Here is a 14,670-nt window from a genome sequence, read left to right as displayed (position 1 = left end):
ATGGCGACGCGGATGCTGCGACGCGGTCTGCCGCGTGTGCCGGGCGGGGAGCCGTGGCCGCCGGCCAATGCTGCGGTGTCGGATGCTGTGGTGTCTGAGGACGCGGTGTCGGATGCTGTGGAACCGTCGGTGGCTCCGGTCGCGCCCGCCGTCGCCGATCCGGTCGCCGCGACGGTGACCGCGGATGCTGTCGCCGAGGCGAAGGGAGTCGCGGCGCCTGTCGCCTTGGCTCCTGCGGCCGCGGTCGGCGCGGTGGCGAGCGGTGAGTCGCACATCCGTCGTGGGTTGCCGCGTGTGCCCGGTGGAGAGCCGTGGCCCCCGGCTGCTGGTGCTCCCGTGCCGGCGACGGCCACTGCGGCCCCGCAGGTGACGCCTGTCGTCCCCGCCTCGGCCGCGGCGACGGCCACAGCGGCGACGGCCGCCGAGGGCGCTGCTGCCGCCACTGCTGCCGCCACTGCTGCCGCTGGCGCAGACCCTGCTGCTGCCGCGACTGCCGCTGGCGCAGACCCTGCTGCCTGTCATGTCCGTCGCGGCCTGCCGCGTGTCGTCGGCGGAGATCCGTGGCCGCCGGAAGGCACTGTGCCGACTCGGTCCGCCACCGCGGACGCTTCCGCCGCCTCTGTCGCGATCGAGGGTGCGACCGAGACAGCGGCCGCTGAGCCCGCCGTCGCCGAGGCGCCCGCACCTCATGCCGCCGAGCCCGTCGCTCCGGCCGCTGCCTCGCCTGCCGCCGGCTCCGGCGTGGCCGCCGGCTCCGCGGTCGTCCCGGTGCTCGCCGACCTCGACACCCCGCTGCCCTGGACGCGCACGGTGTGGAACGGTCGCGCCCCGCGACACATCACCGAGGTTCCGGCATCCGTCCCGGCACCCGGTCGCCCGCGTCCGACCTGGCCCCAGGCCATCGCCGTGCTGTTCGGCGCCGCGGCGCTCGGGGTGCTGGCGGGCGCCGCCATCGCCTTCGTGCGAGCGCTCCTGAGCTTCCCGTTCATGCAGGACTTCCTCGCGGCGTTCCCCGGTGAGTACGAGCCGGCGATCGCGGTCGAGCCCGGCTTCGCGCCGTGGGCCAACTGGGCGCACTTCTTCAACATGTTCCTGATCGTGCTGATCATCCGTTCGGGCCTGCAGGTGCGCACCGAGAAGCGGCCGACGGTGTTCTGGACGCCTCGGGGAAATGCGAAGGGCAAGATCAGCCTGAACCTCTGGTTCCACCAGGCGCTCGACATCCTGTGGCTGGTGAACGGCGTGGTCTTCGTCGTGCTGCTGTTCGTCACGGGGCACTGGGTGCGCATCGTTCCGACGAGCTGGGAGGTGTTCCCGAACGCGCTGTCCGCAGCGCTGCAGTACGTCTCGTTCGACTGGCCGCACGAGAACGGCTGGAACAACTACAACAGCCTGCAGCAGCTCGCCTACTTCGCGACCGTGTTCCTCGCTGCGCCACTCGCCGCGGTCACCGGGTTCCGCATGTCCGGACTGTGGCCGAAGAAGGCCGAGAAGCTCTCGAAGGCGTACCCGGTGGAGTGGGCGCGAGCGCTGCACTTCCCGGTCATGCTCTACTTCGTGGCGTTCATCATCGCCCATGTCGCGCTCGTGATGCTGACCGGGTTCCTGCGCAACCTGAACCACATGTTCGCGTCGCAGGACGCGGTCACCTGGACCGGGTTCTGGGTGTTCATCCTCTCGCTCGTGGTGATCGCCCTTGCCTGGGTGGCCGCCCGACCGCTCGTGCTCGCGCCGATCGCGAAGGTGTTCGGCAAGGTCTCGGGGCGCTGACGCGATGGATGAGACCGCACGGATCCAGGACTACTGGCGCGACGCGAGGATCGCGATGCCGGAGCTGCCGGAGAGGCTGCCCGAGGCCTGGGCGTTCGGTGCCACGCCGGAGCACGCCGACGAGCTTCTGGAGCTGGTGCTCGCCGGGACCAAGGTGGGCACTGCCTCGTCGCTGTGGGACTACGAGCAGAGCGGAGACCCGCTGCCGGTCGTCGGAGAGCTGAGCATCATCCTCGACGGAGCCGGCGCGCCGCGGGCGGTGATCGAGACCACCGCCATCGACATCGTGCCCTTCGACGAGGTCGACGAGGCGCACGCATTCGCCGAGGGCGAGGGTGATCGCACCCTCGCGCAGTGGCGTGAGGTGCACGAGCGGTACTGGCGTCGGCACTCCGAGAACCCGCGCGGTTACGCTCCGGACATGCCGGTGATCTGCGAGCGCTTCCGGCTGCTGCTCCCGGCCGCCCCCGCTACTGCTCCTCGGCCTGGAAGTTGATCTTGTCAGTCTGCGAGCCGCCGTCATGGATCAGTGTCAGGAGCAGCTGCGTCTCCCACGCGGCCGCCACGTAGTAGCCGCTCACGCCGGCCGCCACGGTTGCGGAGCTCTGGGGCGGGATGGTGATGGCGCCGGTGAGCGGACCGCTGAGCGAATCGAGCGTCGGTGTCACCTCGATCGACCAGGTCAGCGTCAGCGGCGTCGTCCCGGTGTTCTCGATCACCGCCCCCGGCCAGGTGAACGTCGCGCCGACGACGCTCGCCGGTGCCATGTCCACGGTGAACTCCGCCCGGCGCGATGCGGCGGCGAGCGGTGTGGCGACCGCCGCTGCGATCACCGGCACGGACCATGCCGCGGCGCGCACCAGCGTGCGTCGCGTGACTTCGGTCGATGTCCCCTGCTGTTCCAAGCGATTCCCCCAACGTCTATGACCTTTGGCCATAGTTCCCATGACTTAAGGCTAGTCGAAGACTTGTGCGTGCGATGATCGGCGCACGCATCGAGTTGGCGGCGGCGCACCCCACGAAAGGAAGAACATGGCAGAGGCATACATCGTCGACGCGGTCCGCTCGCCCGTCGGCAGGCGCGGCGGCGCCCTCTCGGGTATCCATCCGGCCGACCTCGGCGCGCACAGTCTGACCGCACTCGTCGCGCGCACGGGCATCGATCCCGGCGCCGTCGACGACGTGATCCTCGGGGCGATCGACGCGATCGGGGGACAGGCGGGGAACGTGGCCCGCACCGCTCTGCTCGTGGCCGGATTCGCCGAGCACGTGCCAGGGGTGACGATCGATCGACAGTGCGGGTCGAGTCAGCAGGCTGTGCACTTCGCGGCGCAGGCGGTGATGAGCGGCACGAGCGACCTGGTCGTCGCCGGCGGGCTGCAGAACATGTCGCAGGTGCCGCTCACCGCGGCGGCGACCGTGGGGGAGGCGTACGGCTTCACGACTCCGTACGCGGAATCACCCGGCTGGCGCGCGCGCTACGGAGACCAGGAGATCTCGCAGTTCCGCGGCGCCGAGCTGATCGCCGAGAGGTGGGACATCACCCGCGAGGAGATGGAGCAGTTCGCGCTGGAGAGCCATCGCCGCGCGGCACGCGCGCAGGACGAGGGCCGCTTCACGAACGAGATCGCACCGCTGAACGGCCTCGACCACGACGAGGGCGTGCGTCGTGACACATCGCTCGAACGGATGGCGGGCCTTGCGGCCCTCGCCCCGAACGGTCGGATCACCGCCGCGGTCGCTTCGCAGATCAGCGACGCGTCCAGTGCCGTGCTCATCGCGAGCGAGCACGCGGTGAAGGAACACGGACTCACTCCGCGCGCCCGCATCCATCACCTGTCCGTGCGCGGCGACGACCCGGTGCTCATGCTCACCGCGCCGATCCCCGCGACGCGGCATGCGCTGGAGCGCACGGGCCTGCGCCCGGAGGACATCGACCTCTTCGAGGTGAACGAGGCCTTCGCCTCGGTGGTGCTGGCCTGGATGCAGGAGACCGGGGTGCCGCACGAGAAGGTCAACGTCAACGGCGGCGGCATCGCTCTGGGGCATCCGATCGGCGCGACCGGCACGCGCATCCTGTCGACCCTGCTCAACGAGCTTGAACGCACGGGCGGGCGCTACGGCCTGCAGACCATGTGCGAGGGCGGCGGCGTCGCGAACGTCACCATCATCGAGCGTCTCTGACCGTTCCCCGAAACGAGAGCGGGCCGCCTCCCCGAAGGGAAGCGGCCCGTCTCAGTCGAAGAGTGGATCAGGGTCGGACGAAGCGGACTTCGGTCAACGTCTCGCCGAGGAACGGCTCGGTGTGCGTCGCGCCGTCGAGGCGGAAACCGTTGCGCGTGTAGAAGCGGTGCGCGCGGGGGTTGTCCTCGGCGACCCAGAGGTACAGCGGCTCGTCGGTCTCGACCGCGGCGTCGAACAGCTTCTGGCCGATGCCGGTGGAGTGGTACGCGTCGAGCAGGTAGATGAAGTACAGCTCGCGGAACGCCGGAGCATCCTTGTCGCGGGCGGGACCGGAGCCGACGAATCCGACGATCTCGCCGTCGACGAGGGCGGCGTTCATCTTGAACTCGGGCCCCTGCGAGGCCCAGTGCGTCCAGAGTTCGGCCATGCGGCGGGGCGAGACCTTCTCGAGCGCGGCCTTGCTGATCAGGTGGTCGTAGGTCTCGTGCCAGCACTGCGCGTGCACGCGACCGAGGGCTTCCGCATCCACATCACGGACCGGACGGACGATGACTTCAGGCTGGGCTTCGGCGCTCATGATCGTGACTCTACGCGCGGCATCCGCGAAGCGGAAATCGGGTGGATGTTCGATGACACTCGACGTGCCGGCCTGGAGGGTTCGTACAACGATGTTCGCAGATCGTGCACGCCTGGCTACGATCGTTCCTCGTGAACGTGATCTGGCGGACCCTCCTGGTGATCCTCGGCGCCCGGCGCCGCGTGCGGCGGGGAAAGAGCCTCGACCCGACCGCGGTGGGCAGCATCACCATCACCACGCTGCCGACCGACCTCGACATCCTGCGCCACATGAACAACGGCCGCTACCTGTCGCTGTTCGACCTCGGACGCTGGGACCAGCTCATCCGCACCGGGCTGTTCGACGCGATGAAGGATCGCGGCTGGTACGCGGTCGTCTCCAGCGAGACGATCACGTTCCGCAAGTCGCTGCAGCTGTGGCAGCGGTTCGAGGTGCAGTCGCGGTTCATCGGCCACGACGAGAAGGCGCTGTTCCTCGAGCACCGCGCCGTGGTCGACGGCGAGGTCTACGCGCGGGCGATCGTGCGGGCGCGGATGCTGCGCCGCACCGGCGGCACGGTCAGCAACGAAGAGCTGTTCGCCGCGGTCGGCAAGCCCGAGGGCGTGCCGGAGATCGATGCGTGGGTGCACGACTGGGCCGCGGCATCCGCCCTCCCGCCCGTGCGGGTGAAGGCGCCGAGCGTCTGGGGCTGACCTCGTCCTCAGCGCCGCGCACGAGCAGCGATATATTGACCGTGTGCTGGCGATCCTGAAGACCACCGGGCGCGTGCTGTGGCGACACTGGCCCGCGCTCATGGCGTGGTATCTCGCGGGCGTGCTGGTGCACTACGTGATCACCGAGATCGCCGGGTTCATCGGCGCGTACTCCGCCACCGTCGGGTTCCTCGTCCTGCCGATCGGGATCCTCGCGCGGTTGATCAGCCTGGTCGCGATGTTCCTGGTCCTGCGCGACGGGTTGCGCAACCTGCAGGACGTCGCGCCGCTGCCCGAGGCCGCCGCGGACCGCCGCGGCACCTTCCTCTCGGCGCTGCTCGCCGGCATCCTCCCCTTCTTCGCGGTCTACTGGGCGCAGGGGCTGCTCGGCGAAGACGTGCGGGCGTACTCGATGCGCGCTCTCGAGGTGCGGCAGGGCATCATCGCGTGGGCGGCCGTCAACGGCGACGATCCGGTGAGCTCGGTCGACACCGTGCTCAACCTGCCGATCAACGTGTGGACCATCTCGATCATCGTGCTCGCGTTCGCCGGCCGCTGGGCGTGGTCGAAGTGGTCGGCGACGCTCGCGAAGTGGCTGTCGCCGGTCGCGGTCTACTTCGAGGTCGTCTGGGTCTTCTTCTCGGTGATGGTGCTCGGCGACATCTTCGACACGATCAAGGCGTGGGTCGACAGCCGTGCGGCCATGGCCTTCCTCGAGACGGTCAGAGAGCAGATCCTGGATGCCGTCGCCCCGCTGCGCTGGCTCTGGGAAGGGATCGGCTGGCTGCTCTCCGAGGCGGGGCCGGTGCTCCTCGCTCCGCTGGCGTGGCTCACCATCGCGGGTGTGGTGTTCGGCCAGGCGATCGTGGCCGAGAAGCTGCGGGTGGAGAGCGAGCTGATCGCCCGGGTGCGTGCCCATGCGGCCGTCATCCCCAACCCGCTCGTGCGCCGGCTCAAGGACCTCGGCGAAGAGCTCGGTGCCCGCTTCCGCCCGATCGGACGCGCGCTGCTGCTCATGTGGCGCGCGGGACCCCTGCTCGTCGGCTCCTACGCGCTGCTTTACGTGATCGTGAAAGCGCTCGAGTCCTATCTCGGCTTCGGCATCACTCGCCTGGTCGGCCCGCAGGACTACGTGTTCTGGTTGATCGCCGCGCCGCTCGTCTCGCTCGTGCCGCTGCTGCTCATGGAGCCGGTGCGCATCGCGGTGATCAGCGGTGCGTACGACGCCACCCTCGCGCGGCTGCGCAAGCGCCAGCAGGACCGCACGGACACGGCGGGCGTCTCGGCGGAGGAGGGCGAGATGCGCGCCGTCGCCGATGCCGCGGGCCTCCTGCCCTCGTCGGTGGATGCCGTCGCCGCCGCGATGGTCACCGCCCCCGCCAGGGACAGCGTCGAGGGTCAGGGCTCGAACTCGAACCTCACGAAGGAGCCGCCGGCGTCGTAGGGGTGCACGTCGACCCAGAACGGGCCCTCGACATCCTCGGGCACCACGAACGGCACGATCAGCTCGTACGCTCCGGCCTGATCGCTGACGCAGGTCTCCGGTTCATCCGCGCTCCATTCCAGCCCGATCTCCGCGCGGACGGGACTCCACTCGCGTCCCGTCGACTGCTCCACGAGGGTCGGCGTCTCGCACGCGACCCCTTCGGCACCCGCGTTCACGGGCACTCCGACCGCGATCAGGCGCGTGCCGTCGGGGACGTCGAGACCCGAGAGATCCTCGATCTCGCCGCCGCGCACCGGACCCCAGTCTGCTCCGGCGAGATCCGTCGTCTCGTCTTCGGCGACCACCACGGGCGTGACCGCGCGGGAGCCGAATCCGAAGTACTGGTACCACTCCTGCCACCCGACCGCGATGGCGGTCGCCGGCAGGAGGAGGACGAGCGCGACCAGCGCCAGCGCGTTGCGACGCCACCAGGACGGCGGCTTCGCCGGAGCATCCGTCGTCGCCGGGTCTTCGCGAGGCGCGGGCGGGACGGGTGGGAGCGGGATCGTCATCGGGCCCATCCGTTCTCATCGAGGAGCACCTCGGCTTCGACGGGCAGCGCGGCGAGGTCGATCGGCAGGTCGATCACGGCATCGCGCACCACCTCGCCGATCCCGGCCCCCGGCATGCCCAGACGGAGCGTCGCCCGATCGCCGGTCACGTCGTCGGGCAGCTCGAACGCGAGGCTCCCGGAGCGGGGGACGCCGGTGACCAGCCGCTCGGCGGCGAACGTCGTGCCGCGATCGGTCGCGCTGAACGTGCGGTCGCCGATCGTGAGCTCCGCGAGTCTGGACGAGCTCAGATCCTGAGTGACGCCGGTGGCGGCCTCGAGGTCGACGACGAGCCAGGTGCCGTCGGCCGACCAGCCTTTCGCATCCGTGACCCGGTCGGCGAGGCGCACGTCGGTCACGGTCGCGACGAGGTTGCGCGTGGAGGCCTCCTCGCCGATCTTCGCGACCGTGGGGAACGGGGCGTTCGGGGCGTCGTCCGGAAGCGTCGCCTTCGAGACGCCCCACGAGCAGACGAGCAGCGCGACGGTGGCGAGCCAGATGAGGACGTGCTTCTTCACGGGAGCGTCACCTCGTCGATGGTCGCCGGCAGGGTCGCTCCGACGCGGACGTCCTGCCAGTAGTCGCCGCGCATCACGCTCTGCCCGACGTAGTGGTCGGAGTCGGGGAGGGTGAGGGTGATCTCGTCGCCGTCGTGGAAGTCGTCGGGCCCGACGATCCAGGTGAGCAGCATGCGGGCGGGGACGTCGGGCTGCAACCGGGGTGCGCGCTTGCCGTCGTCGGCACGGAGGACGTCGCCCTTTGCGTCGAGCCCCTCGATGCGGATGCCGTCGAGGACCGGGGATTGCGGGCCGTTCGCCGTCGACGGTCGCGGCTTGTCGAACGTGTTGACAACGTCGACCGTGACGACCAGGATCCGCTCGCCTTTCTCCTCGTCCGGGAAGACCAGGGTTTGGCCGCTCTCAGCGCTCAGCTCGTCGCGCAGCTCCACACCGACGACGGTCATCTCCAGTTCCGAGCCCGTGAAGGTCTCGCCGACCTCGACGACCGGGGTGGGATCGACGGCCGCGGCCTCCAGCCCGCCGAACACCGCGGTGGTCGCCAGCAGCACGGCTCCGGCGCCGGTGATGAGCCACGAGGTCGGGATGAGGTCGATGCTGCGTCGAGCCCAACCGAGGATCTTCGCCCGCGCGCTCGCGTTCGCCGCGGTGACGGCCGGATCCTGCCCCTGGGCGGGGCTCTCCGGCGGCGTCGTGGTCACGGCAACAGCTTAGGACCGTGCGCGCGCCGGATCGCTCCTCCGCTTTCCACAAGAACGACACATCTTTCTGCGTCATGCAGGCGCAGGAGAGAGGTTTCCGGCGCGCGCCTCAGTACTCTGAGCGGGAAGTCAGGGGCAGAGACGCCCCGGTGATCCCGTCGACGCAGACGGGCGGAGGAGGATGCAGTGGCAGTCATCGGCATCGTGCGGGAGCCTGCGGGCGAAGCACGGGTTTCGGCCACCCCGGCGACGATCGCGTCGCTCGGGAAGCTGGGTCACACGGTCAGGGTCGAGCGGGGAGCGGGCGCGGCCGCCTCTTACCCCGACACGGAGTACGCCGCGGCGGGGGCGACACTCGTCGACCGTGCGGGGGCCTGGGGGAGCGAAGTCGTCCTCGCCATCACGGCACCCGGCCCCGACGAGATCGCGCTCCTGTCCGACGGCGCGACCCTCATTGCGCTGCTCTCGCCCGCGCTCCGCCCCGACCTGGTGGAGTCGCTCGCCCAGCGCGGCATCACGGCGCTCGCGCTCGACGCCGTGCCCCGCATCTCGCGCGCGCAGTCGATGGACGTGCTCAGCTCGATGGCGAACATCGCCGGGTACCGCGCCGTCGTCGAGGCCGCGCACGAGTTCGGTCGCTTCTTCACGGGGCAGGTGACCGCCGCGGGCAAGGTGCCGCCGGCGAAGGTGCTGGTCGCGGGTGCCGGCGTCGCCGGGCTCGCAGCCATCGGCGCCGCCTCGAGTCTGGGCGCGATCGTCCGGGCCACCGATCCGCGCCCCGAGGTCGCCGACCAGGTCACCTCGATCGGCGGCACGTATCTTCCCGTCGACGTCGAGGTCGCCGCCTCCACCGACGGCTACGCCAAGGCGACCAGCGCGGACTACGACCGCCGGGCCGCCGAGATCTACACCGAGCAGGCCGCCGACGTCGACATCATCATCACGACCGCGCTCATCCCCGGGCGCGCGGCGCCTCGACTGATCACGGCATCCGATGTCGCGCAGATGAAGCCGGGCAGCGTGATCGTCGACATGGCTGCGGGTCAGGGCGGCAACGTCGAGGGCTCGGTCGCGGGCGAGCGGATCGTCACCGACAACGGCGTGATCATCCTCGGCTACACCGACCTCGCGTCGCGTCTGGCGGCCCAGGCCTCGCAGCTCTACGGCACGAACCTCGCCAACCTCATCGCCCTGCTGACCCCCGCGAAGGATGGACAGCTGGTGATCGACTTCGACGACGTCGTGCAGCGCTCGGTCACCGTCGTGCGCGACGGGGAGGTCACCTGGCCCCCGCCCGCCGTGCAGGTCGCGGCCGCCCCCGCGGCGAAGGCGGCGGAGGCACCGGTCGAGGTCGCGCCGCCGAAGAAGATGTCCACCGCGCGCCGCGTCGCCCTCATCGTGGTCGGCATCGCCGCACTGTTCGCCGTGAACGCGTTCGCGCCGGCTCCACTGCCGCAGCACTTCACGGTGCTCGTGCTCTCGGTCGTGATCGGCTTCTACGTGATCGGCAAGGTGCACCACGCGCTGCACACCCCGCTCATGTCGGTGACGAATGCGATCTCGGGGGTGATCGTCGTCGGGGCGATGCTGCAGATCACCTCGCCGCTGCCGGTCGTGCAGGTGCTCGCCGCGATCGCGGTGCTGCTGGCCTCCATCAACATCTTCGGAGGGTTCGCGGTCACCCGCCGGATGCTCGCGATGTTCACACTCGGGACATCAGCGAAGGGCGGCCGGAAGTGACCGTCGACGCGCTCGCCGGGGCGGCCTACATCGTCGCCGCCCTGTTGTTCATCCTCAGCCTCGCCGGCCTCAGCCGCCACGAGTCCGCCCGTGCCGGCGTGGTCTACGGCATCGCCGGCATGACCATCGCGCTGGTCGCGACGGTCGCCCTCACCGTGGCGGATGCGTGGAGCACCGGCGCGTTCCTCGGACTCGGGCTGCTCGTCGCCGCGGTGCTCATCGGCGCGGCCGTCGGCCTGTGGCGGGCGCGGCGGGTGGAGATGACGGGGATGCCGGAGCTCATCGCGCTCCTGCACAGCTTCGTCGGACTCGCGGCCGTGCTCGTGGGCTGGAACGGCTACCTCGCGCATCCGGAGATCGCCCCTCAGCTCGTCGGCATCCACGACGCCGAGGTCTTCATCGGCGTCTTCATCGGCGGGGTCACGTTCACCGGCTCGATCGTCGCCTACCTCAAGCTCTCGGCGAAGATGTCGTCGAAGCCGCTCATGCTCCCGGGCAAGAACGGGCTCAACATCGGGGCGCTCGTCGCCTTCGTGGCGTTGACCGTCTGGTTCGTGAACGACCAGCAGCTGTGGCTCCTGATCGCGGTCACCGTGCTCGCGTTCGCCCTGGGCTGGCACCTGGTCGCGTCGATCGGCGGCGGTGACATGCCGGTCGTCGTCTCGATGCTCAACAGCTATTCGGGGTGGGCGGCGGCTGCGGCCGGATTCCTCCTGAACAACGACCTGCTCATCGTCACGGGCGCGCTGGTCGGATCCTCGGGTGCGTACCTCTCCTACGTCATGTGCAAGGCCATGAACCGCTCTTTCCTCTCGGTGATCGCCGGCGGCTTCGGGATCGCGGCACCGACTGCCGACGACGCCGAGTACGGCGAGCACCGCGAGATCACCGCCGAGGGCGCGGCCGAGATGCTCGCCGCGGCGAGCAGCGTCGTGATCACCCCCGGCTACGGCATGGCGGTCGCTCAGGCGCAGTACCCCGTCGCCGACCTGGTCCACCGGCTGCGCGAGCGCGGCGTCGACGTGCGGTTCGGCATCCATCCGGTGGCGGGCCGTCTCCCCGGGCATATGAACGTGCTGTTGGCCGAGGCCAAAGTGCCGTACGACATCGTCCTGAGCATGGACGAGATCAACGACGACCTCGCGTCGACCTCGGTCGTGCTGGTGATCGGCGCGAACGACACCGTGAACCCGGCCGCCGCGGAAGACCCGGGGAGCCCGATCGCGGGGATGCCGGTGCTCAAGGTGTGGGAGGCCGAGAACGTCATCGTGTTCAAGCGCTCGATGGCCGCCGGGTACGCGGGCGTGCAGAATCCGCTGTTCTTCCGCGACAACGCGCAGATGCTGTTCGGCGACGCGAAGCAGCGGGTGGAGGACATCATCGCCGCGCTGTAGTTGTCCCCCGGGCTCACCCTGTTCCGGTCGCAGTTGCTGTCGCTCCGCACGCCAGAAAGCGACAGGAAATGCGACCGGAACGGAACGAGCACGGGCGGCGCGGCGCGGAATCCGGCGCATCCAGACCTAGGGTGAAAGCCATGGCTGACATCCCGGCGGATGCCGTGGCATCCGCACCCCTCGCAGACCGCGCTGTCGAGCTTGCTCGGCGGTGGGCGATCGAGGCCGCCGCGATCGAACCCGACCCCGCTGCCGCCCGTCTCGCCGGAGTGCTGCAGGATGCGAACGGGCTGCCGTTCACGCTCGGCTTCGTCGACGGCGTCATGCGCCCGGAGAGCCTGGCGGCCGCCGCCTCGCAGCTGCATCGGATCGCGCCGATCGTGCCGGAGTTCCTGCCCTGGTACCTGCGCTCGGTGGTGCGTCTCGGGGGAGGGGTCGCCCCGATACTGCCGTCGCCGGTCGTGCCGATCGCGCGGAAGGTGCTCCGTGACATGGTCGGGCACCTCGTGGTCGACGCGCGACCCGCCAAACTCGAAGCCGCCATCGCACGCATCAAGGCCACGGGCTCGCGCCTGAACCTCAACCTGCTGGGCGAGGCCGTGCTGGGCGAGGCCGAGGCGAAGCGGCGCCTCGACGGCATCCACGACCTGATCCGGCGGCCGGATGTCGACTACGTCTCGGTCAAGGTGTCGGCCATCGTCAGCCACCTGTCGATGTGGGCGTTCGACGAGATCGTCGACGAGGTGGTGGAGCGGCTGCTCCCGCTGTATCTGACGGCTGCGGCGGACGACACCTTCATCAATCTCGACATGGAGGAGTATCGCGACCTCGACCTGACGATCGCGGTGTTCACGCGCATCCTCGAAGACCCTCGGCTCGCCGGGCTCGAGGCCGGGATCGTGCTGCAGGCGTACCTGCCCGACGCCCTGCCCGCCCTGCAGGAGTTGACGGCCTGGTCGCAGGACCGCGTCGCGCACGGCGGCGCCCGCATCAAGGTGCGCCTCGTCAAGGGCGCGAACCTCGCGATGGAGCAGGTCGAGGCGCGGATGCACGGCTGGACGCCCGCGACCTACGACACCAAGCTCGACACCGACGCGAACTATCTGCGCTGCCTGGACTGGGCGCTGCGCCCTGAGCATGCCGCCGCCGTGAAGCTCGGCGTCGCCGGACACAACCTGTTCGGCATCGCCTACGCCTGGCTGCTCGCCGGGGAGCGCGGCGTGCGCGAGGCCGTCGAGTTCGAGATGCTCCTGGGCATGGCGCAGGGGCAGGTGCAGGCCGTCTCGCGCGAGGTCGGCCCCGTGCTGCTCTACGTGCCCGTGGTGGTGCCCGCCGAGTTCGACGTCGCGATCAGCTATCTGGTGCGGCGGCTCGAGGAGAACGCCTCTCCGGACAATTTCCTCTCCGCCGCGTTCCGGCTCGGCGATGACGAGGCCCTGTTCGTGCGGGAACAGGATCGGTTCCTCGACGCACTCGACCGCTCGGACGATCCCACGCTGCGCACCGGACCGCGTCGCACGCAGGATCGGAGCGCGCCGCTGCACGAAGCGCTGCGTCCCTCGCCCGTGGCCCCGCTGCCGGAGACCGACCTCACCCAGGCCGTGCTCGGCATCTCGCGCGGCTCCGACGACGGCGGCGGTCGCGAGGCCTTCCTCGAGACCGCGGTGTACTCCGCCCGCGAGCTGGAGCAGGATGCCGGTGGTGCTCCGGGCTTCTCGAACACGGTCGACAGCGACCCGGCGCTGCCGGTGAACCGCGACTGGGCGCGCGGGGTGCGGGAGCGCATCGCCTCGTCCGAGCTCGGTGACGCCACGATCGCGGCCGCGCGCATCGAGGATGCGGAATCCCTCGAGCGGATCGTGCAGGGGGTCCGCGGTGCGGCTCCGGCCTGGGGCGCCCGCCCCGCCGCCGAACGGGCCGAGGTGCTGTTGCGCGCGGCGGCCGCGCTGGAGGCCCGACGGGGCGACCTGATCGAGGTCGCCGCCTCCGAGACCGGCAAGATCTTCGCCGAGGCCGACATCGAGGTGAGCGAGGCCGTCGACTTCGCCCGGTACTACGCGGCCACCGCGCGCGAGCTCGACGCGATCGCGGGTGCGGTGTTCGTGCCGGCATCCGTCACCGTCGTCGCGCCGCCGTGGAACTTCCCGCTCGCGATCCCGGCCGGCGGAGTGCTCGCCGCGCTCGCCGCAGGCTCGGGCGTCGTCTTCAAGCCCGCCCCGCAGGCGCGCCGCTGCGCCGCGGTGATCGCGGAGACGCTGTGGGAGGCGGGCATCCCCCGCGATCTGCTCGCGCTCGTCGACATCGAGGAGGGCGAGCTCGGCCGTGAGCTCATCACGCACGAGGCGGTCGACCGCGTGATCCTCACCGGCGCGTGGGACACCGCCGCACTGTTCCGCTCCTGGCGACCCGACCTGCAGCTGCTCGCCGAGACCAGCGGCAAGAACGCCATGATCATCACCCCATCGGCCGACCTCGACCTGGCCGTCGCCGACCTCGTGAAGAGCGCGTTCGGGCACGCCGGTCAGAAGTGCTCGGCCGCCTCTCTCGCGATCCTCGTCGGTCCGGTCGGTCGGTCGCCGCGGTTCAAGCGGCAGCTCGCGGATGCCGTGCGCTCGCTGCACATCGGCCCGCCCACCGATCCGCTCGCCGAGGTCGGCCCGGTGATCGAGCCGCCGCAGGGCAAGCTCGCCTGGGCGCTGAGCGAGCTCGAGGGCGACGAGCAGTGGCTGATCGAACCCGCCCTCGACGCCGGAGACGACGGCAGCGGGCGGCTGTGGCGGCCCGGCATCCGTGTCGGCGTGCAGCCGGGGTCGCGCTTCCACGCCGAGGAATTCTTCGGGCCGGTGCTCGGGGTGATGCACGCGCCGACCCTCGAGAAGGCCGTCGAGCTGCAGAACGCCGTCGCCTACGGGCTCACCGCCGGGCTGCACACGCAGGATCCGGACGACCTCGCCTTCTGGCTCGACCGCGTGCAGGCGGGCAATCTGTACGTGAACCGCGGCATCACCGGGGCGATCGCGAGCGGGAGGGTGCGCAACCGTGCGGCTCCGATCCAAT

At 70.5% G+C, this 14,670-nt stretch carries 13 protein-coding genes; 8 read left to right on the top strand and 5 right to left on the bottom strand.

The features are described from left to right. Positions 1–1,770 carry a cytochrome b/b6 domain-containing protein gene (locus tag DW298_RS00840; protein WP_136040607.1) on the top strand — a complete coding sequence of 590 codons (1,770 nt, stop codon included), beginning with the start codon at positions 1–3 and terminating at the stop codon, positions 1,768–1,770. A gap of 4 nt (positions 1,771–1,774) precedes the next feature. Next, positions 1,775–2,266: an ASCH domain-containing protein gene (locus DW298_RS00835; RefSeq protein ID WP_136040606.1), complete on the top strand. Its 492-nt coding sequence runs from the start codon at positions 1,775–1,777 to the stop codon at positions 2,264–2,266. On the opposite strand, the gene DW298_RS00830 is transcribed toward DW298_RS00835, so the two are convergent. Then, complete coding sequence (locus tag DW298_RS00830) at positions 2,241–2,675, bottom strand: hypothetical protein (protein ID WP_136040605.1); 435 nt, start codon at positions 2,673–2,675, stop codon at positions 2,241–2,243. The genes DW298_RS00835 and DW298_RS00830 overlap by 26 nt on opposite strands. A gap of 127 nt (positions 2,676–2,802) precedes the next feature. Between DW298_RS00830 and DW298_RS00825 the strand changes: the two genes are divergently transcribed. Beyond that, the gene (locus DW298_RS00825; RefSeq protein WP_136040604.1) at positions 2,803–3,954 is read left to right on the top strand and encodes an acetyl-CoA C-acetyltransferase; all 1,152 of its coding nucleotides are present in this window, start codon (positions 2,803–2,805) and stop codon (positions 3,952–3,954) included. Positions 3,955–4,021: 67 nt separating this feature from the next. Here the strand turns inward: DW298_RS00825 and DW298_RS00820 are convergent, their stop codons facing one another. Further along, positions 4,022–4,531, bottom strand: a complete 510-nt coding sequence (locus DW298_RS00820; protein WP_168429446.1) for a GNAT family N-acetyltransferase — start codon at positions 4,529–4,531, stop codon at positions 4,022–4,024. Positions 4,532–4,662: 131 nt separating this feature from the next. On the opposite strand from DW298_RS00820, the gene DW298_RS00815 reads away from it, so the two are divergent. Together DW298_RS00815 and DW298_RS00810 are read left to right on the top strand one after the other, a co-directional pair. Next, positions 4,663–5,223: an acyl-CoA thioesterase gene (locus DW298_RS00815; protein ID WP_136040602.1), complete on the top strand. Its 561-nt coding sequence runs from the start codon at positions 4,663–4,665 to the stop codon at positions 5,221–5,223. Positions 5,224–5,266: 43 nt separating this feature from the next. Beyond that, a complete protein-coding gene (locus DW298_RS00810; RefSeq protein WP_136040601.1) occupies positions 5,267–6,667 on the top strand; it encodes a hypothetical protein in 1,401 nt (466 codons plus the stop codon). Here the strand turns inward: DW298_RS00810 and DW298_RS00805 are convergent. Genes DW298_RS00805 through DW298_RS00795 form a run of 3 tightly spaced genes read right to left on the bottom strand, consistent with a single transcriptional unit; the run spans position 6,622 to position 8,479 of the window. Beyond that, positions 6,622–7,221: a hypothetical protein gene (locus DW298_RS00805; protein WP_136040600.1), complete on the bottom strand. Its 600-nt coding sequence runs from the start codon at positions 7,219–7,221 to the stop codon at positions 6,622–6,624. The genes DW298_RS00810 and DW298_RS00805 overlap by 46 nt on opposite strands. Further along, complete coding sequence (locus DW298_RS00800) at positions 7,218–7,778, bottom strand: DUF4352 domain-containing protein (RefSeq protein ID WP_136040599.1); 561 nt, start codon at positions 7,776–7,778, stop codon at positions 7,218–7,220. Before DW298_RS00800 ends, DW298_RS00805 begins: the two co-directional genes overlap by 4 nt. After that, positions 7,775–8,479: a hypothetical protein gene (locus DW298_RS00795; protein WP_136040598.1), complete on the bottom strand. Its 705-nt coding sequence runs from the start codon at positions 8,477–8,479 to the stop codon at positions 7,775–7,777. Before DW298_RS00795 ends, DW298_RS00800 begins: the two co-directional genes overlap by 4 nt. A 186-nt stretch (positions 8,480–8,665) precedes the next feature. On the opposite strand from DW298_RS00795, the gene DW298_RS00790 reads away from it, so the two are divergent. From DW298_RS00790 to DW298_RS00780, 3 genes are all read left to right on the top strand, one after another. Then, positions 8,666–10,219, top strand: coding sequence for a Re/Si-specific NAD(P)(+) transhydrogenase subunit alpha (locus DW298_RS00790; RefSeq protein ID WP_136040597.1), 1,554 nt, complete (start codon positions 8,666–8,668; stop codon positions 10,217–10,219). Beyond that, positions 10,216–11,613, top strand: coding sequence for a Re/Si-specific NAD(P)(+) transhydrogenase subunit beta (pntB, locus tag DW298_RS00785; protein WP_136040596.1), 1,398 nt, complete (start codon positions 10,216–10,218; stop codon positions 11,611–11,613). The genes DW298_RS00790 and pntB overlap by 4 nt, the downstream gene beginning before the upstream one ends. Before the next feature lie 140 nt (positions 11,614–11,753). Continuing rightward, positions 11,754–14,670 (top strand): bifunctional proline dehydrogenase/L-glutamate gamma-semialdehyde dehydrogenase (locus tag DW298_RS00780; protein WP_136040595.1); only part of this gene is annotated, 2,917 nt, incomplete at its 3' end.

It is taken from the genome of Microbacterium sp. A20 (genome assembly GCF_004794515.1).
Taxonomy (GTDB): domain Bacteria; phylum Actinomycetota; class Actinomycetes; order Actinomycetales; family Microbacteriaceae; genus Microbacterium.
The sequence above is the reverse complement of the archived record's forward strand: the minus strand, read 5'-3'. Positions and strand labels throughout refer to the sequence as shown.